Source organism: Klebsiella sp. EMBS2024 (assembly GCF_036233805.1).
Lineage (GTDB): Bacteria > Pseudomonadota > Gammaproteobacteria > Enterobacterales > Enterobacteriaceae > Klebsiella > Klebsiella pneumoniae.
Genome location: NZ_JAZARW010000001.1, coordinates 2,154,159 through 2,178,091 on the forward strand (window position 1 = coordinate 2,154,159; position 23,933 = coordinate 2,178,091).

26 protein-coding genes are annotated in these 23,933 nt (G+C 56.5%); 18 read left to right on the forward strand and 8 right to left on the reverse strand.

Translation table 11 applies throughout. The features are described from left to right. Window positions 1–76: 76 nt before the first annotated feature. Window positions 77–541, reverse strand: coding sequence for a winged helix-turn-helix transcriptional regulator (locus tag VZP09_RS09825; protein ID WP_004180158.1), 465 nt, complete (start codon window positions 539–541; stop codon window positions 77–79). Window positions 542–734: 193 nt separating this feature from the next. Here VZP09_RS09825 and VZP09_RS09830 point away from each other — a divergent pair, with 193 nt between their 5' ends. Then, window positions 735–1,889 (forward strand): MFS transporter, encoded by a 1,155-nt coding sequence (locus VZP09_RS09830; RefSeq protein ID WP_032104210.1) that lies wholly within the window; start codon window positions 735–737, stop codon window positions 1,887–1,889. A 157-nt stretch (window positions 1,890–2,046) separates the two neighbouring features. Further along, on the forward strand, window positions 2,047–3,048 hold the full coding sequence (add, locus tag VZP09_RS09835; RefSeq protein WP_004151209.1) for an adenosine deaminase: 1,002 nt from the start codon (window positions 2,047–2,049) through the stop codon (window positions 3,046–3,048). Between the two features lie 35 nt (window positions 3,049–3,083). Here the strand turns inward: add and VZP09_RS09840 are convergent, their stop codons facing one another. Continuing rightward, window positions 3,084–4,124, reverse strand: coding sequence for an oxidoreductase (locus VZP09_RS09840; RefSeq protein ID WP_002907650.1), 1,041 nt, complete (start codon window positions 4,122–4,124; stop codon window positions 3,084–3,086). 190 nt (window positions 4,125–4,314) lie between these two features. Between VZP09_RS09840 and blr the strand changes: the two genes are divergently transcribed. From blr to gstA, 13 genes are all read left to right on the forward strand, one after another. Continuing rightward, complete coding sequence (gene blr, locus VZP09_RS09845; protein WP_004898594.1) at window positions 4,315–4,452, forward strand: division septum protein Blr; 138 nt, start codon at window positions 4,315–4,317, stop codon at window positions 4,450–4,452. 115 nt (window positions 4,453–4,567) lie between these two features. After that, the gene (locus VZP09_RS09850; protein ID WP_004180160.1) at window positions 4,568–5,938 is read left to right on the forward strand and encodes a GH1 family beta-glucosidase; all 1,371 of its coding nucleotides are present in this window, start codon (window positions 4,568–4,570) and stop codon (window positions 5,936–5,938) included. Window positions 5,939–6,154: 216 nt separating this feature from the next. After that, a complete protein-coding gene (ydgT, locus tag VZP09_RS09855; protein ID WP_002907652.1) occupies window positions 6,155–6,370 on the forward strand; it encodes a transcription modulator YdgT in 216 nt (71 codons plus the stop codon). A gap of 75 nt (window positions 6,371–6,445) precedes the next feature. Then, window positions 6,446–6,886: a DUF2569 domain-containing protein gene (locus tag VZP09_RS09860; protein WP_002907654.1), complete on the forward strand. Its 441-nt coding sequence runs from the start codon at window positions 6,446–6,448 to the stop codon at window positions 6,884–6,886. Between the two features lie 78 nt (window positions 6,887–6,964). Then, a complete protein-coding gene (gene rsxA, locus VZP09_RS09865) occupies window positions 6,965–7,546 on the forward strand; it encodes an electron transport complex subunit RsxA (protein ID WP_002907658.1) in 582 nt (193 codons plus the stop codon). Further along, on the forward strand, window positions 7,546–8,124 hold the full coding sequence (gene rsxB, locus VZP09_RS09870; RefSeq protein WP_004143816.1) for an electron transport complex subunit RsxB: 579 nt from the start codon (window positions 7,546–7,548) through the stop codon (window positions 8,122–8,124). The genes rsxA and rsxB overlap by 1 nt, the downstream gene beginning before the upstream one ends. After that, complete coding sequence (gene rsxC / locus VZP09_RS09875; RefSeq protein ID WP_328795090.1) at window positions 8,117–10,264, forward strand: electron transport complex subunit RsxC; 2,148 nt, start codon at window positions 8,117–8,119, stop codon at window positions 10,262–10,264. The genes rsxB and rsxC overlap by 8 nt, the downstream gene beginning before the upstream one ends. Further along, window positions 10,265–11,317 carry an electron transport complex subunit RsxD gene (rsxD, locus tag VZP09_RS09880; protein WP_002907730.1) on the forward strand — a complete coding sequence of 351 codons (1,053 nt, stop codon included), beginning with the start codon at window positions 10,265–10,267 and terminating at the stop codon, window positions 11,315–11,317. It begins immediately after the preceding gene. Window positions 11,318–11,327: 10 nt separating this feature from the next. Then, a complete protein-coding gene (rsxG, locus tag VZP09_RS09885; RefSeq protein WP_002907731.1) occupies window positions 11,328–11,948 on the forward strand; it encodes an electron transport complex subunit RsxG in 621 nt (206 codons plus the stop codon). A gap of 2 nt (window positions 11,949–11,950) precedes the next feature. Next, complete coding sequence (locus VZP09_RS09890; RefSeq protein WP_002907733.1) at window positions 11,951–12,649, forward strand: electron transport complex subunit E; 699 nt, start codon at window positions 11,951–11,953, stop codon at window positions 12,647–12,649. Window position 12,650: 1 nt separating this feature from the next. Continuing rightward, window positions 12,651–13,286 carry an endonuclease III gene (gene nth / locus VZP09_RS09895; RefSeq protein WP_002907734.1) on the forward strand — a complete coding sequence of 212 codons (636 nt, stop codon included), beginning with the start codon at window positions 12,651–12,653 and terminating at the stop codon, window positions 13,284–13,286. Between the two features lie 607 nt (window positions 13,287–13,893). Further along, the gene (gene dtpA, locus VZP09_RS09900) at window positions 13,894–15,399 is read left to right on the forward strand and encodes a dipeptide/tripeptide permease DtpA (RefSeq protein WP_004151206.1); all 1,506 of its coding nucleotides are present in this window, start codon (window positions 13,894–13,896) and stop codon (window positions 15,397–15,399) included. A 110-nt stretch (window positions 15,400–15,509) separates the two neighbouring features. Continuing rightward, window positions 15,510–16,115: a glutathione transferase GstA gene (gene gstA, locus VZP09_RS09905; RefSeq protein ID WP_002907736.1), complete on the forward strand. Its 606-nt coding sequence runs from the start codon at window positions 15,510–15,512 to the stop codon at window positions 16,113–16,115. A gap of 41 nt (window positions 16,116–16,156) precedes the next feature. On the opposite strand, the gene pdxY is transcribed toward gstA, so the two are convergent. The 5 genes from pdxY to anmK form a co-directional block, all read right to left on the reverse strand. Further along, a complete protein-coding gene (gene pdxY, locus VZP09_RS09910; protein ID WP_002907739.1) occupies window positions 16,157–17,017 on the reverse strand; it encodes a pyridoxal kinase PdxY in 861 nt (286 codons plus the stop codon). Between the two features lie 61 nt (window positions 17,018–17,078). Further along, window positions 17,079–18,353, reverse strand: a complete 1,275-nt coding sequence (gene tyrS, locus VZP09_RS09915; protein WP_328795091.1) for a tyrosine--tRNA ligase — start codon at window positions 18,351–18,353, stop codon at window positions 17,079–17,081. Window positions 18,354–18,477: 124 nt separating this feature from the next. After that, complete coding sequence (gene pdxH / locus VZP09_RS09920) at window positions 18,478–19,134, reverse strand: pyridoxamine 5'-phosphate oxidase (RefSeq protein ID WP_002907742.1); 657 nt, start codon at window positions 19,132–19,134, stop codon at window positions 18,478–18,480. Between the two features lie 57 nt (window positions 19,135–19,191). Continuing rightward, on the reverse strand, window positions 19,192–19,515 hold the full coding sequence (gene mliC, locus VZP09_RS09925) for a C-type lysozyme inhibitor (protein ID WP_002907744.1): 324 nt from the start codon (window positions 19,513–19,515) through the stop codon (window positions 19,192–19,194). Window positions 19,516–19,607: 92 nt separating this feature from the next. Then, window positions 19,608–20,732 carry an anhydro-N-acetylmuramic acid kinase gene (gene anmK / locus VZP09_RS09930; RefSeq protein ID WP_004143831.1) on the reverse strand — a complete coding sequence of 375 codons (1,125 nt, stop codon included), beginning with the start codon at window positions 20,730–20,732 and terminating at the stop codon, window positions 19,608–19,610. A 266-nt stretch (window positions 20,733–20,998) separates the two neighbouring features. Between anmK and slyB the strand changes: the two genes are divergently transcribed. Together slyB and VZP09_RS09940 are read left to right on the forward strand one after the other, a co-directional pair. Beyond that, the gene (gene slyB, locus VZP09_RS09935) at window positions 20,999–21,466 is read left to right on the forward strand and encodes an outer membrane lipoprotein SlyB (protein ID WP_002907749.1); all 468 of its coding nucleotides are present in this window, start codon (window positions 20,999–21,001) and stop codon (window positions 21,464–21,466) included. A gap of 222 nt (window positions 21,467–21,688) precedes the next feature. Further along, window positions 21,689–23,050: a GGDEF domain-containing protein gene (locus VZP09_RS09940; RefSeq protein WP_328795481.1), complete on the forward strand. Its 1,362-nt coding sequence runs from the start codon at window positions 21,689–21,691 to the stop codon at window positions 23,048–23,050. Between the two features lie 33 nt (window positions 23,051–23,083). Here the strand turns inward: VZP09_RS09940 and slyA are convergent, their stop codons facing one another. Beyond that, on the reverse strand, window positions 23,084–23,524 hold the full coding sequence (gene slyA, locus VZP09_RS09945) for a transcriptional regulator SlyA (protein WP_004143833.1): 441 nt from the start codon (window positions 23,522–23,524) through the stop codon (window positions 23,084–23,086). Window positions 23,525–23,696: 172 nt separating this feature from the next. On the opposite strand from slyA, the gene VZP09_RS09950 reads away from it, so the two are divergent. Further along, on the forward strand, window positions 23,697–23,933 hold the full coding sequence (locus VZP09_RS09950; RefSeq protein ID WP_004143834.1) for a DUF1656 domain-containing protein: 237 nt from the start codon (window positions 23,697–23,699) through the stop codon (window positions 23,931–23,933).

Genomic DNA, 23,933 nt, shown 5'->3' on the forward strand with positions numbered 1-23,933 from the left:
ACACGTCAGGATTGTTCCATGACCCTTTAGCGGTACGCTCGTATTCTCGCTGGTATCCTGCAAATTCTTCACGCCATTATTCGGCGCGGGTATCTGACACAATGCGCCGGCGATGACAGTCGCCTGGTTGCAGTTTATCCCCCTGAGCGGAACGCACATCCAGATACTGAAGGGGCTGGCCGTGCGCGTTATCCAGCAGGACCGAATAGGTTTCCCCTTGCTCAAACATATAACGCTCTCCCCATTGCCGCAGCGCCACAACAATGGGAAACACGGAGCGCCCCTTTTCAGTCAGGACATATTCCTTGTATGCGCTGCCATCCGATGCCGGTAAAATCTCGAAAATACCGATATCAACCAGATGCTTCAGCCGCGAGGCAAGGATATTTTTGGCCAGCCCCAAATTTTTTTGAAACTCGCTGAATCTCCGCACATCGTCAAATGCTTCGCGGATAATCATCAGGCACCAGCGTTCACCAATTGATTCCAACGTTCTCGCCACCGGACACTCACTGGTTCTAAGTGATTCCTGCTTTGCCATCTGCGCGCTCCTTATCAATTTATCTACTGATCTAGCTTAATCCTCACCTTTACCAGTTGCAAAAAAAAACCAGCAAGGCTAATTCTATAGGTACACTAGTTTTAAAAAGCAACCAGACAGAGGGTCTCTTATGAAATGTAAGGCAAGTAGATGTACCGGCCAAAGGATCCAAACTGCGTCAGTCCCTGACACGATGCTGACCACAGGGATAACGGCGTTGTTTTCACTAACCTGCGCGCTGGCAGTAGCCAATGTTTATTCAGCACAGCCTTTACTCGACTCGATGGCGGTCAGCCTGAAGGTGTCGCCAGGCATGATTGGCAGCGTCATCACCGCTACGCAGGCGGGCTATGCCATTGGCTTGCTGTTCCTGGTTCCGCTCGGGGACTGGTTGAACCGTAAATACGTGGTGATGAGTCAACTGTTGCTTTCAGTAGCGGCGTTAGTCGCGGCAGGGTTATCCCCCAATATAGCAACGCTGCTTGGCGCCATGCTGATCGTCGGCCTGATGGCCGTGGTGGTGCAGGTGCTGGTGGCCTGGGTGGCAGTACTGGCGACGCCGCAGAAACGAGGCCAGGCGGTGGGTACCCTGACCAGCGGCATTGTTTCAGGTATCCTGTTATCTCGGTTTATCTCAGGCGCGATAGCCGATATCGCCGGCTGGCGAGCCGTGTATCTCACGGCTGCCTGTCTGATGTTGGTGATTGCAGGGGTCGTCTGGAAAATCATGCCTTCGCCCCCGCAGCAGCCGCAGCCGCAAAAGCCGACTTACCTTTCCTTATTGAAGTCCGTGTTTCAGCTGTACCTCACCGAGCCGCAACTGAGAAAGCGCGGGATCCTGGCGCTATTTATCTTCGCCGCTTTCAGCATGCTATGGACGACCATGGTCATGCCGCTCACCGCCCTTTCCCTCTCGCACACCCAGACGGGGATGTTTGGCTTAGCCGGCTTCGCTGGCATGCTGGCCGCCGCCAGAGCGGGCAAGTGGGCTGACCAGGGATGGGCTCAGCGCACTACCGGCCTGGCGCTGGCGCTGCTGACCATCTCATGGCTTCCTATCGGCTATGCCGAAACCTCTCTGCTTTGGCTGATAGCTGGCGTCATTGCGCTGGACTTTGCGGTACAGGCCGTTCATGTCTCCAGCCAGAGCCTGATCATTGCCGCCAGGCCTGCAGCGGCAAGCCGCCTGGTTGGGGCTTACATGTGTTTTTATTCGCTGGGCAGCGCGACAGGGGCTATCGTTGCCACACAGCTTTATTCCCACTGGGGATGGCAGGCGGTCTGCCTTGCGGGCGCCGCGGTCAGCGCGTGTGCATTTCTGATCTGGTCAGGATCGCGTCAATCATGATATTCGTTCTGCGTTTTAAAGGGGCCAGTCAAAAAGACCGTAATGCTGACCTGATTGCTGCCAGCTATTTGTATCGCATACATTTTTTCAATGCTTTTAAACAGTTATGTTCATGTTGTATAATGACGTGCACTTTAACTAAAAAAAGAGTGCGACCATGATTGATTCCTCATTGCCATTAACCGACATTCATCGTCATCTTGACGGTAACATCCGGGCCCAAACCATCCTCGATCTTGGCCGCGAATTTAATATCGCTCTTCCCGCAACCACCCTCGACACGCTGCGTCCGCACGTCCAGGTCACCAGCCTTGAGCCCGATCTGGTTAGTTTCCTCGCCAAGCTCGACTGGGGGGTAAAGGTCCTGGCCTCGCTGGAAGCCTGTCGCCGCGTGGCGTATGAGAACGTCGAAGACGCGGCGCGAAATGGCCTGCACTACGTTGAGCTGCGCTTCTCTCCCCGCTATATGGCGATGACCCACCGGCTGCCGGTCGACGGCGTGGTAGAGGCGGTAATTGCCGGGGTTCAAGAGGGATGCCGCGATTTCCAGGTCGACGCCCGGCTGATCGGTATTCTGAGCCGCACCTTCGGCGAAGCCGCCTGTCAGGAAGAGCTGGCGGCGCTGCTCGCCCACCGCGAGGGCATCACTGCCCTCGACCTCGCCGGCGATGAGCTCGGCTTCCCGGGTACGCTGTTCCGCAACCATTTTAACCAGGCCCGCGACGCCGGGTGGCATATCACCGTCCACGCGGGCGAAGCGGCCGGCCCGGAAAGTATCTGGCAGGCCATTCGTGAGCTGGGCGCGGAGCGCATCGGCCATGGGGTTAAAGCGGTAGAGGATCCAGCCCTGATGGACTACCTGGCCGAGCACCGCATCGGGATTGAATCCTGCCTGACCTCGAACGTGCAAACCAGCACCGTGGCCTCCCTGGCCCAGCATCCGCTGAAGCAGTTCCTTGAGCACGGCGTGCTGGCGAGCCTCAACACTGACGATCCGGCGGTCCAGGGTGTGGACATCATTCACGAGTATACCGTGGCGGCGCCGGCGGCAGGGCTGAGCCGGGAGCAGATCCGTCAGGCGCAGATCAACGGCCTGACCCTGGCGTTCCTCGGCGAACAGGAAAAAGCCGCCCTCATTCAGCGGGTTGCCAAAGGCTGATAACCGGCCCGGCAGCCGTGCTGCCGGGCTCCTCCTCAGACCAGGCTGAGCGTGGCGCGATGTCTGGCCGACTCGATACCCAACTCAATCAGGGTCATTATCTGAATCGCCTCGCTGGCCGGGACCGGGTTTTCCCCTACGCCGTTAAGCGCGTCGCGGATAGCGGCATAGTAAGCGGGATAATTACCCGGTAGCGTCAGCCATTTCTCCTGACTACGTTCATCCCCTTCGGCGCGAGTCAGGGTACCGTCGCGCATATCATATCCCCAGTCCTCCTGCGGCAGCCGTTCACCGTTTTTTAGCCGCTCCTCCTGCGGGTCAAGACCGTACTTAATATAGCTGGCCCGCGAGCCGTGGACGATAAAGCGCGCGCTCTCCGCGGCGGCGAGTAACGTACCATGCAGTACTACCCGCCGCTGCGGATAGGCCAGCACGGCGTGAAAATAGTCGGTGGATTGCGCGCCGGGCCGAAGCTGCGCGAGGTCCACCGTGATGCTTACCGGCAGGCCAAACAGCACCACGACCTGGTCGAGCAGATGCGGCGCGAGGTCATACCATATGCCGCTGCCAGGACCTGCCTGCTCACGCCAGCGCTGGCGCACCTGTGGTCGGAAGCGATCGAAATGCGACTCGAAGTAACACACCTCCCCCAGCTGACCTTCGTTGATCAACGCGCTGACCGTTAAGAAATCGCTGTCCCAGCGCCGGTTATGAAACACCGAAAGTATCCGACCGCAGTGCTTCGCCAGGCTTTCCAGCTCGCGAGCTTGTGACAGTGTCACGGTAAAGGGTTTATCCACCACAACATGCTTTCCCGCCTCCAGCGCCGCTTTCGCCAGCGGAAAGTGGGTGTCGTTCGGGGTGGCGATGACCACCAGATCGATATCCGGGTCGTCCAGCAGATCCCCCGGCGCACTCATTACCTTCACGCCAGGCCAATCGGCATGGACCTTATCGGCGTCGCTGCTGGCGACCGCCTTCAGCGCCATACCCGGCGTGCCGCCGATCAACGGCGCATGAAACGTTTTGCTGGCGTAACCGAACCCCACCAGCCCCACCCGGATCGCATCGCTCATCTTACCGCCTCGCTTATGCAACTGATATCAACACCAGGTTAATGAGAATAATTTTACAAACCGTGAGCAAAACTTATCATTCCTTACTTTGCGACTTACATGCAAGTGTGAGAAATCAGACAGATACCCCTTGTGATCTGCTGACCATCGAGTAACATTTCACGCTGTGTTCAAAGGATATTGAAGTGTTATGACAACTGTTTTTACCCGTATTGTAGAACTTATTGGCTGGGTTGTTTTTGGTATTTCGGCACTGCTTTTGGTTATCGCACACCATATAGATAACTATCAGTCCCCACCGCCAGCGGATGTGGTGCACACGAAGTAGCTCCGCGTTAAAACAGTGACCCGCCTCGCAACTGTGCAACCGGTTTCAGAAACCGGTTGCACGTATGCTCGCGCTTTTATTACACTCCCTTTATCATCAGACAGGGAGCTTTTTCATGGCCGCTTTTCCGCACAATTTCTTATGGGGTGCCGCTACCGCAGCGTATCAGGTTGAGGGAGGACACGACGCCGACGGTAAAGGACCGTCAATCTGGGATATCTACTCTCATCTGCCGGGTACCACCTTTGAAGGCACCACCGGCGATATTGCCGTCGACCACTATCACCGTTTTCGCGAAGACGTGGCGTTAATGGCCGAAATGGGCCTGCAAAGCTATCGATTCTCCATCTCCTGGCCCCGCCTGCTGCCCGCCGGGCGCGGTAAGGTGAATGAAGCGGGAGTCCAGTTTTACAGCGATCTGATCGACGAACTGCTGGCGCACAATATTGAGCCGATGATCACCCTCTATCACTGGGATCTGCCGCAGGCCCTGCAGGATGAGGGCGGCTGGGAAGCGCGCACTACCGCCGAGGCCTTCGCCGAGTACGCCCGCCTGTGCTATGCGCGCTTTGGTTCACGGGTGAAGCTGTGGGCTACCTTCAACGAAACCATTGTCTTCATTGGGCACGGCTACATTAACGGCCTCCATCCCCCGGCGGTCCGCGATCCGGCGCGTGCTATTCAGGCCTGCCACCACGTATTTATCGCCCATGCGCTGGCGGTGAAGGCCTTTCGCGAGATGGCTGTGGCCGGCGAGATTGGCTTCGTCAACGTACTGCAACCGCATACCCCGCTCACCGACAGCGAGGCGGACATTAAGGCCACCGAACTGGCTGACGCCATCCATACTCACTGGCTGTACGATCCGGTGCTGAAAGGCACCTATCCTGCCGACCTGCTGGCGCAGACCCAGGCGCTGTGGGGGGTACCTCGCTTTGCTCCAGGCGACGACGCGCTGCTCCGTGACAACCGCTGCGACTTTATCGGTCTGAATTACTATCGCCGGGAAACGGTATCTGCCCAGCCGCCTGAGATCGCTACCGGCGGTGAGCCTGGCGTGGAGGGATTATTCTATTTCGTGCGTAATCCCCAGAGTACATATACCGAATGGGGCTGGGAAATCTGGCCGCAGGGGCTAACTGACGGCATTATGATGATTAAGGCGCGCTATGGCGATATTCCGATATATATCACCGAGAATGGCCTCGGCGCGAAGGACCCGATTATTGACGGGGAAGTGGTCGACGACCCGCGGATTGATTATCTCAGCAGCCATATTGGCGCCCTCGAAAAAGCGCTGGCGCTGGGGGCAGATGTGCGCGGCTATTACCCCTGGTCATTTATCGATCTGCTGAGCTGGCTCAACGGCTATCAAAAGCAATATGGTTTTGTCTATGTCGATCACCAGCAAAATCTGGCGCGGAAACGAAAGAAGAGTTTTTATTGGTACAAATCTGTTATTGCCAGTCACGGCGAACAGCGTTAATCTTCTCTTGCGGGCGCCATTCGGCGCCCGGTCTGATTTTAGAATATTCTTAAACTTCTCCCTGCTCTTCAAGGCTGGCTTTGCCCCTTGTCATGGGTTTATATAACCTGATTCATTCCACGCGGCCCCAGCAGAAGGCGCCGTTGGTTGAGAGTAGGTTTAGTGAATGCTGATAATATTCAACGCAATAATTCCGATTATAAAATGGATACGAAAATGACCGTGCTGGACTACTTATTAAAATTTCGCAAAATCAGTTCGCTGGAAAGCCTTGAAAAACTATTTGATCACCTTAACTACTCCCTGACTGACACCCAGGAGATCGTGAATATGTATCGCGCCGCCGATCATCGTCGCGCAGAGCTGGTCTCCGGTGGTAAATTGTTCGATGTGGGCCAGGTTCCTAAATCCGTTTGGCGATTCGTGCAGTAAGGCTGTCATCCTTCACGCCAGTTGCTTATACTTCCCGGCCTGATTTTATTCACTGGCGTTGAATAGGGGAGAAACATGACGTCTCAATCTGCAGAGCGCATCGGCGGATGGCTGCTGGCTCCGCTGGCCTGGTTGCTGGTGGCGCTGCTGAGCGCCTCGTTATCGCTGCTGTTTTTTGCCAATGCGCTGATGTCGCCGCAGACCTATACACTACTGCGCGCCATGAGCGCGGGCCATATGGCGCTGTGGGTCGCCTCGCTGCTGTTTGCCCTCGCCATGTGGTATTACACGCTCTGGCTGACTATCGCCTTTTTCAAGCGGCGCTCGGTGGTGCCGAAACACTACATTATCTGGCTGCTCATCACCCTGCTGCTGGCGATAAAGGCTTTTGCCTTCTCGCCGGTCTCGGATGTGCTTGCCCTGCGTCAGCTGCTGTTTCCGCTGCTGGCCGCTGCGCTGCTGGCGCCCTATTTTCGCCGTTCGCAGCGGGTAAAACGGACTTTTGTTAATCCGTAATACCCCCACACTTAACCTGTTGTCGCTGGTATCGTTTTATTCGATAATAAGCGGCTTTTTTTCGTTTCAGGTCGCATGATGGCTGATTATTTACTGCTCTTTATTGGTACAGTCCTGGTCAATAACTTCGTTCTGGTGAAGTTTCTTGGTCTGTGCCCGTTTATGGGGGTTTCCAAAAAGCTGGAAACCGCAATGGGGATGGGGCTCGCTACCACCTTCGTGATGACCCTGGCCTCTATTTGCGCCTGGCTGATTGATACCTGGATCCTTATCCCGCTAAATTTGGTTTATTTGCGTACCCTGGCCTTTATTCTGGTTATCGCCGTGGTGGTTCAGTTTACTGAGATGGTGGTGCGTAAAACCAGCCCGGCGCTCTATCGCCTGCTGGGGATCTTTCTACCGCTGATCACCACCAACTGTGCCGTACTCGGGGTAGCGCTGCTGAATATTAATCTGGGCCACAATTTCCTGCAGTCGGCGCTGTACGGCTTTGCCGCCGCCGTCGGCTTCTCGCTGGTAATGGTGCTGTTCGCGGCGATCCGTGAACGCCTGGTGGTGGCCGATGTCCCCGCGCCGTTTCGCGGTAATGCCATCGCGCTGATTACCGCCGGTTTAATGTCTCTGGCCTTCATGGGCTTTAGTGGTTTGGTGAAGTTGTAATGAGCGCAGTCTGGATAGCCGTGATCGCCATCAGCCTGTTAGGGCTGATTTTCGGCTTAATACTGGGATACGCCTCGCGTCGTTTCGCGGTGCAGGACGACCCGGTGGTGGAAAAAATTGATGAGCTATTGCCGCAGAGCCAGTGTGGGCAGTGCGGGTACCCTGGGTGTCGCCCCTATGCGGAAGCAGTCGGCGTACAGGGTGAGAAAATAAACCGCTGCGCGCCGGGTGGCGAAGCGGTGATGTTAAAAATCGCCGCCTTGCTGAACGTCGACCCGCAGCCTGTCGACGGCGACGCACAGGAAGCGGAGCCGGCCCGCATGCTCGCGGTAATTGACGAGCCGAACTGCATTGGCTGTACCAAGTGTATCCAGGCCTGTCCGGTGGATGCCATCGTTGGGGCGACCCGCGCCATGCATACCGTGATGAGCGACCTGTGCACCGGCTGCAATTTGTGCGTCGCCCCCTGCCCGACCCAGTGCATTTCACTCGTTCCGGTGGCCACCACCCCGGAGACCTGGAAATGGGATCTGCATACGATCCCGGTGCGAAATATTCCTGTGGAACAACATGTTTAAGCTATTTTCCGCTTTCCGAAAAGACAAGGTCTGGGATTTCAACGGCGGTATTCACCCGCCTGAAATGAAAACCCAGTCTAACGGCACCCCGCTGCGTCAGGTTTCCCTGCCGCAGCGCTTTGTTATCCCGTTGAAGCAGCACATTGGCGCCGAGGGCGAACTGTGCGTTAAAGTGGGCGACCGGGTGCTGCGCGGCCAGCCGCTGACCCGCGGCTGGGGAAGAATGCTGCCCGTTCACGCCCCGACCTCCGGCACCATTGCCGCCATCGCTCCGCACACTACCGCGCACCCGTCGGCGCTGGCGGAGATGAGCGTGATCATTGACGCCGACGGCGAAGACCGCTGGATCGAGCGCGATGGTTGGAGCGACTATCAGACCCGCACGCGTGAAGCGCTGATCGAGCGTATCCACCAGTTTGGCGTTGCTGGCCTCGGCGGCGCAGGCTTCCCCACCGGCAGTAAACTGCGCGGTGGCGGAGATAAAATTAAAACGCTAATCATTAACGCCGCCGAGTGCGAGCCCTATATCACGGCGGATGACCGCCTGATGCAGGACTGCGCGGCGCAGATTGTCGAGGGTATCCGCATCCTCGCTCATATACTGCAGCCTGAAGAAGTGCTGATCGGCATTGAAGACAATAAGCCGCAGGCCATCTCAATGCTGCGGGCGGTGCTCTGCGACGCCCATGGCATTTCGCTGCGCGTGATCCCCACCAAATATCCCTCCGGTGGCGCCAAGCAGCTCACCCAAATTCTTACCGGCAAACAGGTACCGCACGGCGGTCGTTCATCGGACATTGGCGTGCTGATGCAGAACGTCGGTACGGCTTATGCGGTGAAACGCGCGGTGGTTGACGGTGAGCCGTTAACCGAGCGCGTGGTCACCCTCACCGGCGAAGCGGTAACCAGACCGGGCAATGTCTGGGCGCGTCTTGGCACGCCGGTGCGCCATCTATTGAACGATGCCGGCTTCTGCCCCAGCGCCGAGCCAATGGTGATCATGGGCGGCCCGCTGATGGGCTTTACCCTGCCGTGGCTCGACGTCCCGGTGGTGAAGATCACCAACTGTTTGCTGGCGCCTTCCGCCAGCGAGATGGGCGAACCGCAGGAAGAGAAAGGCTGCATTCGCTGCAGCGCCTGCGCTGACGCCTGCCCGGCCGATCTGCTGCCGCAGCAGCTGTACTGGTTCAGCAAAGGTCAGCAGCACGATAAAGCCACTGCCCATAATCTGGCGGACTGCATCGAGTGCGGCGCCTGCGCGTGGGTATGTCCAAGTAATATTCCGCTGGTGCAGTACTTCCGTCAGGAAAAGGCCGAGATCGCGGCGATTCGTCAGGAAGAGCAGCGCGCTGCGGAAGCCAAAGCCCGATTCGAGGCCCGACAGGCGCGCCTGGAGCGTGAGAAAGCTGCGCGCGCCGAGCGGCATAAAAAAGCCGCCGTTCAGCCTGCCGCCAAAGATCAGGAGGCGATTAGCGCCGCCCTGGCCCGGGTACGGGATAAACAGCGCGATGCCGCGCAGCCGATCGTGATCCAGGCCGGCGCCAAACCTGACAACAGCGAGGCAATTGCCGCCCGCGAAGCGCGTAAGGCTGAGGCCCGGGCGCGCAAAGCGCAGCAGCAGGACGCCCCGGCCGCCGAACCGGTCGACCCGCGCAAGGCGGCGGTGGAAGCCGCCATCGCCCGCGCCAAAGCGCGTAAAGCCGAACAGCAGGCCGCGCCGGTGGAAGCCCCGGCCGCCGAACCGGTCGACCCGCGCAAGGCGGCGGTGGAAGCCGCTATCGCCCGCGCCAAAGCGCGTAAAGCCGAACAGCAGGCCGCGCCGGTGGACGCCCCGGCCGCCGAACCGGTCGACCCGCGCAAGGCGGCGGTGGAAGCCGCTATCGCCCGCGCTAAAGCGCGTAAAGCAGAACAGCAGGCCGCGCCGGTGGACGCCCCGGCCGCCGAACCGGTCGACCCGCGCAAGGCGGCGGTGGAAGCCGCTATCGCCCGCGCCAAAGCGCGTAAAGCCGAACAGCAGGCCACACAACAGGATCTCGCGTCAGCCGCAGCCAATGACGACCCGCGCAAAGCGGCCGTCGCCGCGGCTATCGCCCGCGTTCAGGCGCGTAAAGCAACACAGCAGGCAGTTAACGAGGAATAAATGGTTTTCAGAATCGCAAGCTCCCCCTATACCCATAACCAGCGGCAGACCTCGCGTATTATGCTGCTGGTGCTGCTCGCCGCTGTGCCTGGCATTGTGGTCCAGACCTGGTTTTTCGGCTGGGGCACCGTACTGCAGATTGTCCTCGCCGCCCTGACGGCCTGGGCGACCGAAGCCGCTATTCTCAAACTGCGTAAACAGCCTGTTGCTGCCACGCTGAAAGATAATTCCGCCCTGCTCACCGGCCTGCTGCTGGCGGTGAGTATTCCGCCACTGGCCCCGTGGTGGATGGTGGTGCTCGGCACTGCCTTTGCCGTAGTCATTGCCAAGCAGTTGTACGGAGGCCTGGGCCATAACCCCTTCAACCCGGCAATGATCGGCTATGTCGTGCTGCTGATTTCGTTCCCGGTGCAGATGACCTCCTGGCTGCCTTCCTATGAGATAGCCGCCCATATCCCGGCATTCAGCGACGCGCTGCAGATGATCTTCACCGGTCATACCGCCGCCGGAGGCGACATGGCCAGTCTGCGGCTGGGTATCGACGGCGTCAGCCAGGCCACCCCGCTGGATACCTTTAAAACCTCCCTGCATGCCGGACATAGCGTTCAGCAGGTGCTGCAATTGCCGGTCTACGGCGGCGTGCTGGCAGGTCTGGGCTGGCAGTGGGTGAATATCGCCTGGCTGGCAGGCGGCCTTTTCCTGCTGTGGCAGAAGGCGATCCGCTGGCATATCCCGGTCAGCTTCCTTGTTAGCCTCGGCCTGTGCGCCACCCTCGGCTGGATTTTTTCGCCGCAGAGCCTGGCCTCACCGCAGATGCATTTGCTCTCCGGGGCGACCATGCTTGGCGCCTTCTTTATCCTGACCGATCCGGTGACGGCCTCAACAACCAACCGCGGCCGTCTGATCTTTGGCGCCCTCGCTGGCCTGCTGGTCTGGCTCATCCGCAGCTTCGGTGGTTATCCGGACGGCGTGGCGTTTGCCGTTCTGCTGGCGAATATTACCGTGCCGCTGATCGATTACTACACGCGCCCGCGCGTATATGGCCACCGTTGAGAGAGCAATGATGTTAAAAACGATGCGTAAACACGGCGTCACGCTGGCGCTGTTTGCCGCCGGTTCCACCGGGCTGACGGCGGCGATCAATGAGCTGACCAAAAGCACCATCGACCAGCAGGCGGCCCTGCAGCAAAAGGCGTTATTCGACCAGGTTTTACCTGCCGACCGCTATAATAACGATCTGCTTAAGAGCTGCTATCTGGTCAGCGCCCCGGCGCTGGGCAAAGGCCAGCATAAAGTGTGGATCGCCAAAAATAACGATCGACCGATCGGCGCGGTGATGGAAGCCACCGCGCCGGACGGCTACTCCGGAGCAATACAGCTGCTGGTTGCCGCCGATTTTAGCGGCACGGTCCTCGGCACCCGCGTAACTGAGCATCATGAAACGCCGGGCCTGGGGGATAAAATCGAACTTCGCCTGTCGGACTGGATTACCCATTTTGCCGGGAAAGTCATCCACGGCCAGGGCGATAGCCACTGGGCGGTCAAAAAGGATGGCGGCGATTTTGACCAGTTCACCGGCGCCACCATCACCCCCCGGGCGGTGGTCAATGCCGTTAAGCGCGCAGGCTTATATGCACAAACGCTGCCTGCGCAACTTCCTGAATTCACCGCCTGTGGAGAATAACCATGAGCGAAGTTAAAGACGTCATCGTCCAGGGCCTGTGGAAAAATAACTCCGCCCTGGTTCAGCTGTTAGGTATGTGTCCTCTGCTGGCGGTCACCTCGACCGCCACCAACGCCCTCGGGCTGGGTTTGGCCACCACCCTGGTGTTAACCCTGACCAACCTGACCATCTCCAGCCTGCGCCGCTGGACGCCGGCGGAGATCCGGATCCCCATCTACGTAATGATTATCGCCTCGGTGGTGAGCGTCGTGCAGATGCTGATCAACGCCTATGCCTTCGGCCTCTATCAGTCGCTGGGGATTTTCATCCCGCTTATCGTGACCAACTGCATCGTGGTCGGCCGCGCCGAAGCCTTTGCCGCCAAAAAAGGGCCGGCGCTGTCGGCGCTGGACGGTTTCTCGATCGGCATGGGCGCTACCTGCGCGATGTTTGTGCTGGGCTCCCTGCGCGAGATCCTTGGCAACGGCACCCTGTTTGACGGCGCCGACAGTCTGCTTGGCAGCTGGGCGAAGGTTCTGCGCATCGAGGTTTTCCACACCGACACCCCTTTCCTGCTGGCTATGCTGCCGCCAGGCGCCTTTATTGGCCTCGGCATGATGCTGGCGATTAAATACCTTATCGATGAACGTAGCAAACAGCGGAAGGCGCAAGCGGCCCGGGCCGTCTCTGTCGCCCCGTCCGACGTGACAGGGAAAGCATAATATGAACAAAGCCAAACGCCTGGCGATCCTCACCAGGCTGCGGGAAAACGATCCCCACCCCACTACCGAACTGCATTTCAGTTCGCCGTTCGAGTTGCTGATTGCCGTTCTGCTTTCTGCACAGGCCACCGATGTCAGCGTCAACAAAGCGACAGCCAAACTCTATCCGGTGGCCAATACGCCCGCAGCGATGCTGGCCCTGGGGGTGGATGGGGTAAAATCGTATATCAAGACTATCGGCCTGTTTAACAGCAAAGCGGAAAACGTCATCAAAACCTGCCGCATCCTGTTGGAGCAGCACAATGGTGAGGTGCCGGAAGACAGAGCAGCGCTGGAGGCGCTGCCCGGCGTGGGCCGTAAAACCGCCAACGTGGTGCTGAATACCGCCTTTGGCTGGCCGACCATCGCCGTGGACACGCACATCTTCCGCGTCTGCAATCGGACGCAGTTCGCCCCGGGCAAGAATGTTGAACAGGTGGAAGAGAAGCTTCTGAAGGTGGTCCCCGCCGAGTTTAAGGTCGACTGCCATCACTGGCTGATCCTGCATGGGCGTTATACCTGTATTGCCCGCAAGCCGCGCTGCGGCTCCTGCCTGATTGAAGATCTTTGCGAATACAAAGATAAAGTCTACGCCTGACTGTCTCGTCTCTATTGCGGTCATAGCTTAACTCTGGGTTATGGCCCGCATTCATCTATTTCACCGGCCATTAACACCACATAATCATCATGATTATGGATGATTATCCGGTTATATAACAAACAACTAGTTCATTCATTTTTTATCAGCGCAAAATTTCTATGCATTTGTGATCCAGATCATGCTCGCAACTTTATGTTGAATGAATGTTACTGGAATGGAAATAAATGTCAGGCAATACAACGGATGAGTAAAGATTGTCAGGATAATGACCCATGATTTTTTAAGATAATGGACCATATCACTATGATTACGCCAGATCAGTAGAATATATCGCCTTTTCCCGGCAAACCGGCGAACCCGAAAGATAAAAATACCAACGATATCGAAACGGTAAAATTTAACGCTGTATAACATCTATATGTCCGGAGCATTATACCACCCTGATTATGTGTAACAGATTATTACAAAAGCCTTGCCTGATGCGCCAGGATAGTGAACATTACTTGCCGTTTTCCCTCCAAGAATAACTATAAAGGCGGCGGTCCAACGAGATTGCGCCCCGAACACCCCCCAGTAAATATGGGATGTAAAAAAAGAGGTATATGTGTCTACTGCAAACAATAAACCAGCAGAAAGCGTGAGTCTGAACGCTTTCAAACAACCACGCGCGTTCTATCTCATTTTCTCGATCGAGTTGTGGGAGCGTTTTGGTTACTACGGCCTGCAAGGGATCATGGCCGTTTACCTGGTAAAACAGCTGGGTATGTCGGAAGCGGATTCCATTACTCTGTTCTCCTCCTTTAGCGCGCTGGTTTATGGCCTCGTCGCCATTGGCGGCTGGCTGGGTGATAAAGTGCTGGGTACCAAGCGTGTCATCATGCTGGGCGCTATCGTGCTGGCGATTGGCTATGCGCTTGTGGCCTGGTCCGGCCATGACGCCGCTATCGTCTATATGGGTATGGCGACCATCGCCGTCGGTAACGGCCTGTTTAAAGCCAACCCGTCCTCCCTGCTTTCTACCTGCTATGACAAAAACGACCCACGTCTGGACGGTGCATTTACCATGTACTACATGTCCATCAACATCGGTTCGTTCTTCTCTATGCTGGCAACCCCGTGGCTGGCCGCACGTTTTGGCTGGAGCGTAGCGTTTGCCCTCAGCGTGGTGGGGATGGTGATCACCATTATTAACTTCGCCTTCTGTCAGAAATGGGTTAAACAGTACGGCTCTAAACCGGACTTTGCCCCGGTACACATGGGTAAACTGCTGGCGACCATCGCTGGCGTGGTGGTGCTGGTCGCTATCGCCACCTGGCTGCTGCATAACCAGGGTATCGCACGTATGGTGCTGGGCGTCGTCGCACTGGGTATCGTCGTGATTTTCGCCAAAGAAACCATAGGCCTGAAAGGCGCTCCGCGTCGTAAAATGATCGTCGCTTTCCTGCTGATGGTAGAAGCGATTGTCTTCTTCGTGTTGTACAGCCAGATGCCGACCTCGCTGAACTTCTTCGCCATCCGTAACGTGGAGCACTCGATCCTCGGTCTCGCCTTTGAACCGGAACAGTATCAGGCGCTGAACCCGTTCTGGATCATGATTGGTAGCCCGATTCTGGCCGCCATCTACAACAAGATGGGCGACCGCCTGCCGATGCCGCACAAATTTGCTATCGGTATGGTACTGTGCTCTGGCGCATTCCTCGTCCTGCCTTTAGGGGCGAAGTTCGCCAGCGACGCCGGTATCGTCTCGGTCAACTGGCTGATTCTGAGCTACGCGCTACAGTCTATCGGTGAACTGATGATTTCCGGCCTCGGCCTGGCGATGGTCGCTCAGCTGGTTCCTCAGCGTCTGATGGGCTTCATCATGGGCAGCTGGTTCCTCACCACGGCAGGCGCGGCGATCATCGCCGGGAAAATCGCTAACCTGATGGCAGTCCCGGAGAATGTCACCGATCCGCTGGTGTCGCTGGAAGTGTACGGTCACGTATTCCTGCAGATTGGTATCGTCACCGCGGTTATCGCCGCCCTGATGCTGCTGACCGCGCCGAAACTGAATCGTATGACTCAGGACGACAGCGCGGACATTAAAGCACGCGAAACCGCGGCTGCCTGACGCCGCAGGGAAAACTAATTATTTTTAAGCCGCTAACGTTAGTTTAGCGGCTTTTTTTTTACCCCTGGCAGGACTAACATACAGAAAACTGCAGCCACGAGGAGTCACGCATGAAACTGTTCTACAAACCCGGCGCCTGTTCCCTTGCCTCGCATATTGCCCTGCGCGAAAGCGGTCTGGATTTTACCCTGCAGAGCGTGGATCTGGCCCAAAAACGGCTGGAAAACGGGGAAGACTATCTGCTGATCAACCCGAAAGGTCAGGTGCCGGCGCTGCTGCTGGATGATGATATCCTGCTCACTGAGGGCGTAGCCATCATGCAGTACATCGCAGACCAGGTGCCGGATCGTCATCTGCTGGCGCCGGTGGGCTCGATTGCGCGCTATCAGACTCTCGAATGGCTGAACTATGTGGCCACCGAGCTGCATAAAAGCTTTACCCCGCTGTTCCGCCCGGATACCCCGGAGGACTATAAGCCTGTCGCGCGGGGGCTGCTTGAGAAAAAGCTGCAATACGTTGATGCAGCGCTGGCAGACAAACAGTGGCTGACCGGCCATCGCTTCACCATTGCCGATGGTTATCTGTTTACGGTGCTGCGCTGGGCCTATGCTATAAAACTGGATATGGCTGCCTATGGTCATATCGGCAGCTGGATGACGCAGGTGGCAGCGCGTCCGGCGGTGGCGGCCGCACTGGCGGCTGAAGGCTTAAAATAAGGCCTGAACCTGCCCGGCGGACCGTCNNCAGGCCCTGGGAGTTACAGCCGGGTGGCGCTGAAGCAGTGCTCCGGTACGGCGATGCGATCCTGCGCCGCTACTACCTGTAGTTCGTATTCCTGCATATTTTTGGTGGCGAGCATAATCTCGTACACCGCGGCGGTGACGTGTTCCAGCGCATCGCGCAGACTTGCCCCCTGCAGCAATTTAACCAACAGCAGACCGCTGGTCACATCGCCGACGCCCACCGGCTGACGCAGGCCGAAATCCACCAGCGGCCGACTAATATGCCAGGCTTCTTCGGCCGTCACCAGCAGCATCTCAAAACGATCCATACTCAGACCCGCACGGGCAAGATGCTTAACTAATACCACTTCCGGCCCCTGGGCAATCAGCTCCCGCGCGGCGGCCACTGCCTCGCTGACGCTGGCGACCGGATGACCGCACAGGATCTCCAGCTCAACCAGATTCGGCGCAATAATATCGCTGGCCGGCAGCGCATAGCGCACGTGGAACTCCGCCACGCCCGGCGCGACGATGCAGCCCTTCTCCGGGTGACCCATCACCGGATCGCAAAAATATTTCGCCGCCGGATTGGCCGCCTTAACCTGACGCACGATACCGAGGATATGCTCTCCCTGCTCAGCGGAGCCAAGATAGCCGCTCAGTACCGCATCGCAGGTCTGCAGCTTGTCGATATCGGCAATGCCCTGAACGATCTCCGTCAAATGCGAAGGCGGCATGACGCAGCCGGTCCATTTGCCGTACTGCGTATGGTTAGAGAACTGTACGGTATTCAGGGGCCAGACATTGGCGCCCAGACGGCGCATCGGAAATTCGGCGGCACTGTTGCCGGCATGGCCAAACACAACGTGAGACTGAATGGCGAGGATGTTCTTCATTTTCTTACCACAACCCTAAAAAGAAAAAGGGCGTGGTTTCCCACGCCCTGGCAGTATTTTTTTATTTCCAGCAGACCAGGCAGTAATTTTTCTTACCGCGACGCAGCAAGGTGTAGCGGCCAAACAGGCGATCGCTGTCACTGAATACATATTCCGGGTCGGCCTGTTTTTCGCCGTTGATGGTCACCGCGTTAGAGGCAACGGTTTTACGCGCCTGACCGCGGGACGGCTGCAGCTCGGAATCAACCAGCGCCTGCAGCAGATCGGCGCCTTTTTCCATTTCGATCATCGGCACGCCATCCTGGGCCAGCTGTTCGAAGTCTGCTTCGCTCAGGTCGCTCAGGTTACCGTTGAACAGGCTTTCGGTAATGCGCTTCGCCGCTTCCAGGCCTTCTTCGCCGTGAACAAGGCGCGTCACCTGCTCTGCCAGCACGTACTGGGCGCGCGGCGCTTTACCGCTGTTTTTGTCTTCTTCTTCCAGGGCATTGATCTCCGCAATGTCCATAAAGGTGAAGAATTTGAGGAAGCGATAGACATCAGCATCCGCGGTGTTAATCCAGAACTGGTAGAATTTGTACGGACTGGTTTTCTTCGGATCCAGCCACACGGCGCCGCCTTCGGTTTTACCGAATTTGGTGCCGTCCGCTTTGGTGATCAGCGGTACGGTCAGGCCAAACACCTGGTTCTGATGCAGACGACGGGTCAGATCGATGCCGGAGGTGATGTTGCCCCACTGGTCAGAGCCGCCGATCTGCAGCGCCACGCCGTGCAGCTTGTTCAGGCAGGCAAAGTCGTAACCCTGCAGCAGATTGTAAGAGAACTCGGTAAAGGAGATACCCTGATCGTCACGATTCAGACGCTGCTTCACCGCTTCTTTGTTGATCATCTGGTTAACAGAGAAGTGTTTACCGATATCGCGCAGGAAGGTCAGCACGTTCATGCTGCCAAACCAGTCATAGTTATTCGCCGCGATCGCCGAGTTGTCGCCGCAGTCAAAATCAAGGAACGGAGCCACCTGTTTGCGGATTTTATCCACCCACTCCTGCACGGTATCCTCGGTGTTTAGTTTACGCTCAGCGGCTTTGAAGCTTGGGTCGCCAATCAGACCGGTTGCGCCGCCCACCAGCGCCACAGGTTTATGACCTGCCTGCTGGAAGCGTTTCAGGCATAACAATGGAACAAGATGCCCCAAATGCAAGCTGTCAGCGGTAGGATCGAAGCCGCAATAGAGCGCGATCGGGCCTTGCGCCAGTCGCTCTGCTAACGCTTCCTCGCCCGTCACCTGGGCTACCAGCCCCCGCTCTTGCAATTGTTTAATCAAGTTACTGCTTGCCATCAAATTCTCCATGTATAAACGACTGCACCTCTGCCGGTACACGACTTTTCGCCAGATGCGAAAAGTACATAGAATAAAGCGCCGGCCCTTTCAGCGCCAGCGCTTCGATAACTAATTTCGGCGTTTACGGCGCCAGACGGTCTATTTTCCAGGCGCCGCTATCGCGCTGGTATAAAAAGCGATCGTGCAGACGGTGTTCTCCCCCCTGCCAGAACTCCATCTGCTCAATGCTGACGCGGAATCCGCCCCAGAAGCTCGGCAACGGCACTTCACCCTGCTGGAACTTCTGCTTCAGCTCGAGGAATTTGCTTTCGAGGATGCCGCGGGCTGAGATCCGGCTCGACTGCTTCGAGACCCAGGCGCCAATCTGGCTGTCGCGCGGACGGCTGTGGAAATATTTGACCACTTCCAGCGTCGACAGACGCTCCGCTTTGCCGATTACCATCACCTGGCGCTCCAGCATATGCCACGGGAAAAGCAGGCTGACCTGCGGGTTGTTTTCAATTTGATGCGCTTTACGGCTGCCAAGGTTGGTATAAAACACCAACCCTTTTTCGTCGTAGTGCTTCAGCAGCACAATGCGCTGGTAGGGCTGGCCGCGCTCATCGACGGTGGCGACCACCATGGCCGTTGGGTCGGCAAGTTTCGCATCGCAGGCCTGACGCAGCCAGCGTTCAAACAGCGGCAGGGGTTCAGCAGGAAGATCGTGGCGACGCAAACCGCCACGGGTGTATTCACGGCGCAAATGCGCAATTTGCTGGAGTTCGTCGTTATCAGACATGGCCATTGAGGATGTAGTCATAAGGTGGCGTTATTGTGCGCCCCCCGGACAGAAATCTCAACGTTTGGCCGTCTGCAGCTGACAGTTATCAAGGACGATGCGGTCGCGCTTATAGACGGTGGCGGTATCGCCTTTTGACCAGAACACATAGACGCCGTCGGTGTAGCGCGCCCCGGAAGCCGACAGCCCCTCAGACAGGTTCAGTTGCTGATTATCATAGATAAAACTGACCTGCTGGCGTGCGTTATTGCGATGGACCGTCAATGGTTTCTGGTCGCATTGATACTCCAGCGTGTCCGTCTGCATCCGCTCGACAAACTGGTTGTAGTAGCTACAGCCCGCCAGCATAAAAGGTACAACTGCGATAAGAATTTTTTTCATTCGTTTGCCTTCGACTTTCCCGGTCACGGCGGGCACTCCGCCCTCCGCTTAACTTGTCCAGTTTACCGGTCGCATCGTATTTAAGATTTCAGTTAACTCCGATTCTGCGGCGGGTTAGCCGGAAAAATGGCGCCCAGCACCGAGGCTTCGCTGGCGCCGGTCACGGAGGGCAGATTGCCCGGCAGACCAGCCAGCGTTCGCCAGGCCAGCCAGGCAAAGGCCAGCGCTTCCATATCATCGCCGCTGATCCCCGCCTCATCGGTGGTGGAGACCTCGGTTCCCGGCAGCAGCGCCGCCAGGCGCGCCATTAACAAGGGGTTACGCGCGCCGCCGCCGCACACTAACAAACGCTCGCAGCCGCCGCTTAACAATACCTGCTCACTGATGGTGACGGCGGTCAATTCCGCAAGCGTAGCCTGAACATCCTCCCCGCGTAGCCCCGGATAGCGGGCCATATGCTGCTCCAGCCAGCCGTAATTGAAATATTCCCGACCGGTGCTTTTTGGCGCCGGCAAGGCAAACCACGGATCGCTCAGCATGTCCTGCAGCAGCGGCAGCAGCACTTTACCTTCGCTAGCCCATTGGGCGTCCTTGTCGTACGGTTTGCCCTTCTGGCGCCAGATCCAGGCGTCCAGCAACATATTTCCCGGCCCGGTATCATAGCCGCGCACCGGCTGCCCTGGCGCCAGCAGCGACACATTAGCGATCCCGCCGATATTGAGCACCATACGTCGCTCAACGGGGTGGGCCAGCAGCGCATGATGAAAAGCCGGCACCAGCGGCGCTCCCTGCCCGCCTAGCGCCATATCCCGGCGACGAAAATCCCCCACTACGGTTATCCCGGTGTGGGCGGCGATCTGGTTGTTGTCACCAATTTGCAGGGTATGCGGAGCCTCTCCCTGCGGTTCATGCCATACGGTCTGTCCATGGCAGCCGATGGCGATGACGTCGGTGGGTTTGAGACTTTCCTGGCGCATCAGCGCCAGTACGGCATCGGCAAACAGCCGTCCCAGACGGGTGTCCAGACGACCTAGCTGCGAAAGGGTCAGCGACTGCCCCTGGCAAATCGCCAGAATCTCTTCTTTTATCGCGTGTGGAATGGGCCAGGTGAGACTAGCCTGCTGCGCCACCATGTTTTCAGTAATGGTGGCCAAAACGACATCGATACCATCCAGGCTGGTACCAGACATAACGCCAATAAAGCGACCCGATCTCATACGTTTTCCTTCATTCCATGACCCTTGTATGCCCNCACTCCATCATAAAGTGTCGGTTAATGCTATGTTGTACTAATACTTTTTAACAATAGAGCGACAAATCAGAGAACATCGTAAANAACCGGCGTTTAGTTGAGGTTGAAGCACCAGTGTTTATTATTTTTTGTATAGTCCAGGGAGAACCTATGCCCGCCGACGACTAAATGCCATATAATTAACCGTATGGACGTTCAATTGAACACCTTCGGTGAACAGGAGATTCATAAATGATTTTACGTGTTTTGGCTGTATCGATGATTGGTTTTACGCTCGCAGGCTGCGTGAGCAGCAGCGGCCTGTCCGGCGACGTTTATTCCGCATCTGAAGCCAAACAGGTGCAGAGCGTGACTTACGGTACTATCGTGCATACGCGCGCCGTACAGATCCAGAGCGGCGACGATAGCAATGCCATCGGGGCCATTGGCGGTGCGGTACTGGGCGGGTTCCTTGGAAACACCATCGGCGGCGGTACCGGACGCTCTCTGGCTACGGCGGCAGGTGCGGTCGCGGGCGGCGTAGCCGGTCAGGGCGTTCAGGGCGCGATGAATAAAACGCAGGGCGTTGAACTGGAAATCCGTAAGGACGATGGCAATACCATTATGGTAGTGCAGAAACAGGGCAGCACTCCGTTCTCCGTTGGTCAGCGCGTGGCCATTGCCGGCAGCGGCAGCCAGGTCACCGTCTCTCCGCGATAATCTCCCTTACGATGCGGCCGGTTGCGCCGCATCGTATTTTTCAGCCACGTTTATTTCGCCGTAATAAATTCGTAGTAACCATCAGACATCTTTATTTTAATATTCCATGAATCATTGCGCCTGCGCAATATCTTATCTGCCCGCCCCTATTACCCTCAAGAACGTAAATTAGCCCTGGCGACTCATCGTCGCTGCCGTTGCCTTTTATGTGGAATATTGCCTATGCCCGAACATGTGCATCATATCGTTAAACGTCTAATCCTTTATATTTGCATTTGTTTACTGGCCGGGATTGGCATTTCCGGGATGACTGCGTTTTTTCATACCAGCTTCAGTAGTACTTCCTCAATATTATTTCCGCTGCTGACCAGTTTCCTGATGGTTTTTCATATTACCATTGCCTGTTTTATGGGCATGAAATACTGGAGCAGCAAGCGGCGTCTGTACCTTACTCCAGTCTCTTTCGGGTTTGCCTGCTCAGCGCTGCTGATGCTTGGCACGCTCAGCAGCTATCCGGACTGGCTTACCTGCAATCCGGCCCCGGTCGTTAATCAAAATGACGCCGTTATTTATTATTTCTTCCGCAATATAATGATGGCTGTGTTATTCATGTCATCTATTATTTTGTACTATTTTCGCCAGCGCATCATGCATTCGTGGAAAGCACACGTTCTTACATTTACAGCATGTATACTTTTTACGTTGACCATTATTGTTTTATCATGGCTATACTCCAGCCATTCGCCGTGGCTGAGCGTCAATTTTATCGACGATCTGAGCCATACCTTTACCCCGTTGTGGCAAAGTATTATCGGCTGGCTGCTGATGGCAGTTTGGTTCATCACGCTGATTTTATTAATTAGCTTGAGTAAACTGCGTAATATTTTTTGGTTCAGCGGCGCTTTTTTTTNCAGCGCTTATTTGTTCACGCTTTTCCAGCTGCTCTCCACCGCAGGGGAGCTGGATCAGACCTGGTACCAGGCGCGTTTTTTCGAAACGCTATGCACCTTGTTCCTGATTCTGGTGCTACTGGTTGACGTCTTTATCCTCTATCGCGAGTCTAACCACAAATATGTCCATTCGTATCAGAATTCGATCCGCGACCCGTTGACCCGCCTCTACAACCGCAGCTTTTTCTACGACACTCTTAACCAACAGCTGGCGAAGGTGAATGCCCAGCATCCGCTGTCGGTGCTCATCAGCGACCTCGACCATTTCAAACGCATCAACGATAGCTACGGCCATGTCGCCGGCGACAAAGTGATCCAGTTCGCCGCCTCGGTGCTGGAAAGCCATTCGCGGGTAGATGACGCCGCCGCACGCATCGGCGGTGAGGAATTTGCTCTGCTGCTGGTCAACACCGGTGAAAAAGAAGCGCAAGCGATCGCCGAGCGTATCCGCCTGGCGGTCAGTGCCGGGGAGAGCCATTTACCGGAGCGAATGACCATCAGCATGGGGGTGTATACCACCTACGACAATAGCGTGACAGCGGAAGCGTGCGTTCAGCGCGCGGACGAAGCCATGTATGAAGCAAAGAATAACGGACGTAACCAGGTGATCGTCTGGCATCGGCAGGGAGGGTGAAAAAAGGCCCGGATTAGCCCGGGCCGCAAAGAATTAATCTTTAGCCTGGAGATCGAGGATATTTTGTTCAAGTTTACGGATTAAGTGGAGCAAGGTTTCCACTTCCTGCTTCGAGACCCCTGAGAGGATTTCATCACGGGTCTTACCTATCACCTCTTCCATCTCGTTGATCAGCGGTTCGGCTTTTTCCGTCAGCTTGATGCGTTTGGCCCGCCGATCGCTTGCGCAGGTCTGGCGAGAAATGAGCCCTTTCTCCTCCAGCTGATCGAGCGTACGCACCAGCGACGGCTGTTCAATACCGATAGCTTTCGCCAGCTGGATCTGCGACTGCTCAGGCGGCAGCTGGTGGATGTTATGCAGCGTGACCCAGTGGGTCTGCGTTAACTCCAGAGGTTTCAGGCGATGGTCGATTAGCGCGCGCCAAACGCGAACTAAACGTGCCAGATCAGAACCAAGTGGCGATTCCAATTTCATCTCCTTATAATTAGCTTGCTAAGTTATTATACTGATTTTAGAATAGTGTGCAGCATTTGAATTATCAAAACAAATGAATTACTTGATTCAACAAAAACCAAAACAATGATTTACACTGTTAAAGAGTAGCACGTCCTGAGGTTACCCCTGTAATGGCAAAGGATTTTTGCTTGTGAAACTGAGTCTTAACACATCCGGATTGCCGCTGCAGGACCTGGTGTTCGGCGCATCCGTCTATTTCCCTCCGCTGTTCAAAGCCGTCTTGTTGGGTTTCTTTATCTGGTTGTTTTTACATCGCCAGCTGCGTGACTGGATGTATGCGGGCGACATCTGGCACCCGCTACTAATGGATCTCTCCCTGTTCGCGCTCTCGGTCTGTCTGGCCCTGGTATTACTCATTGCCTGGTGA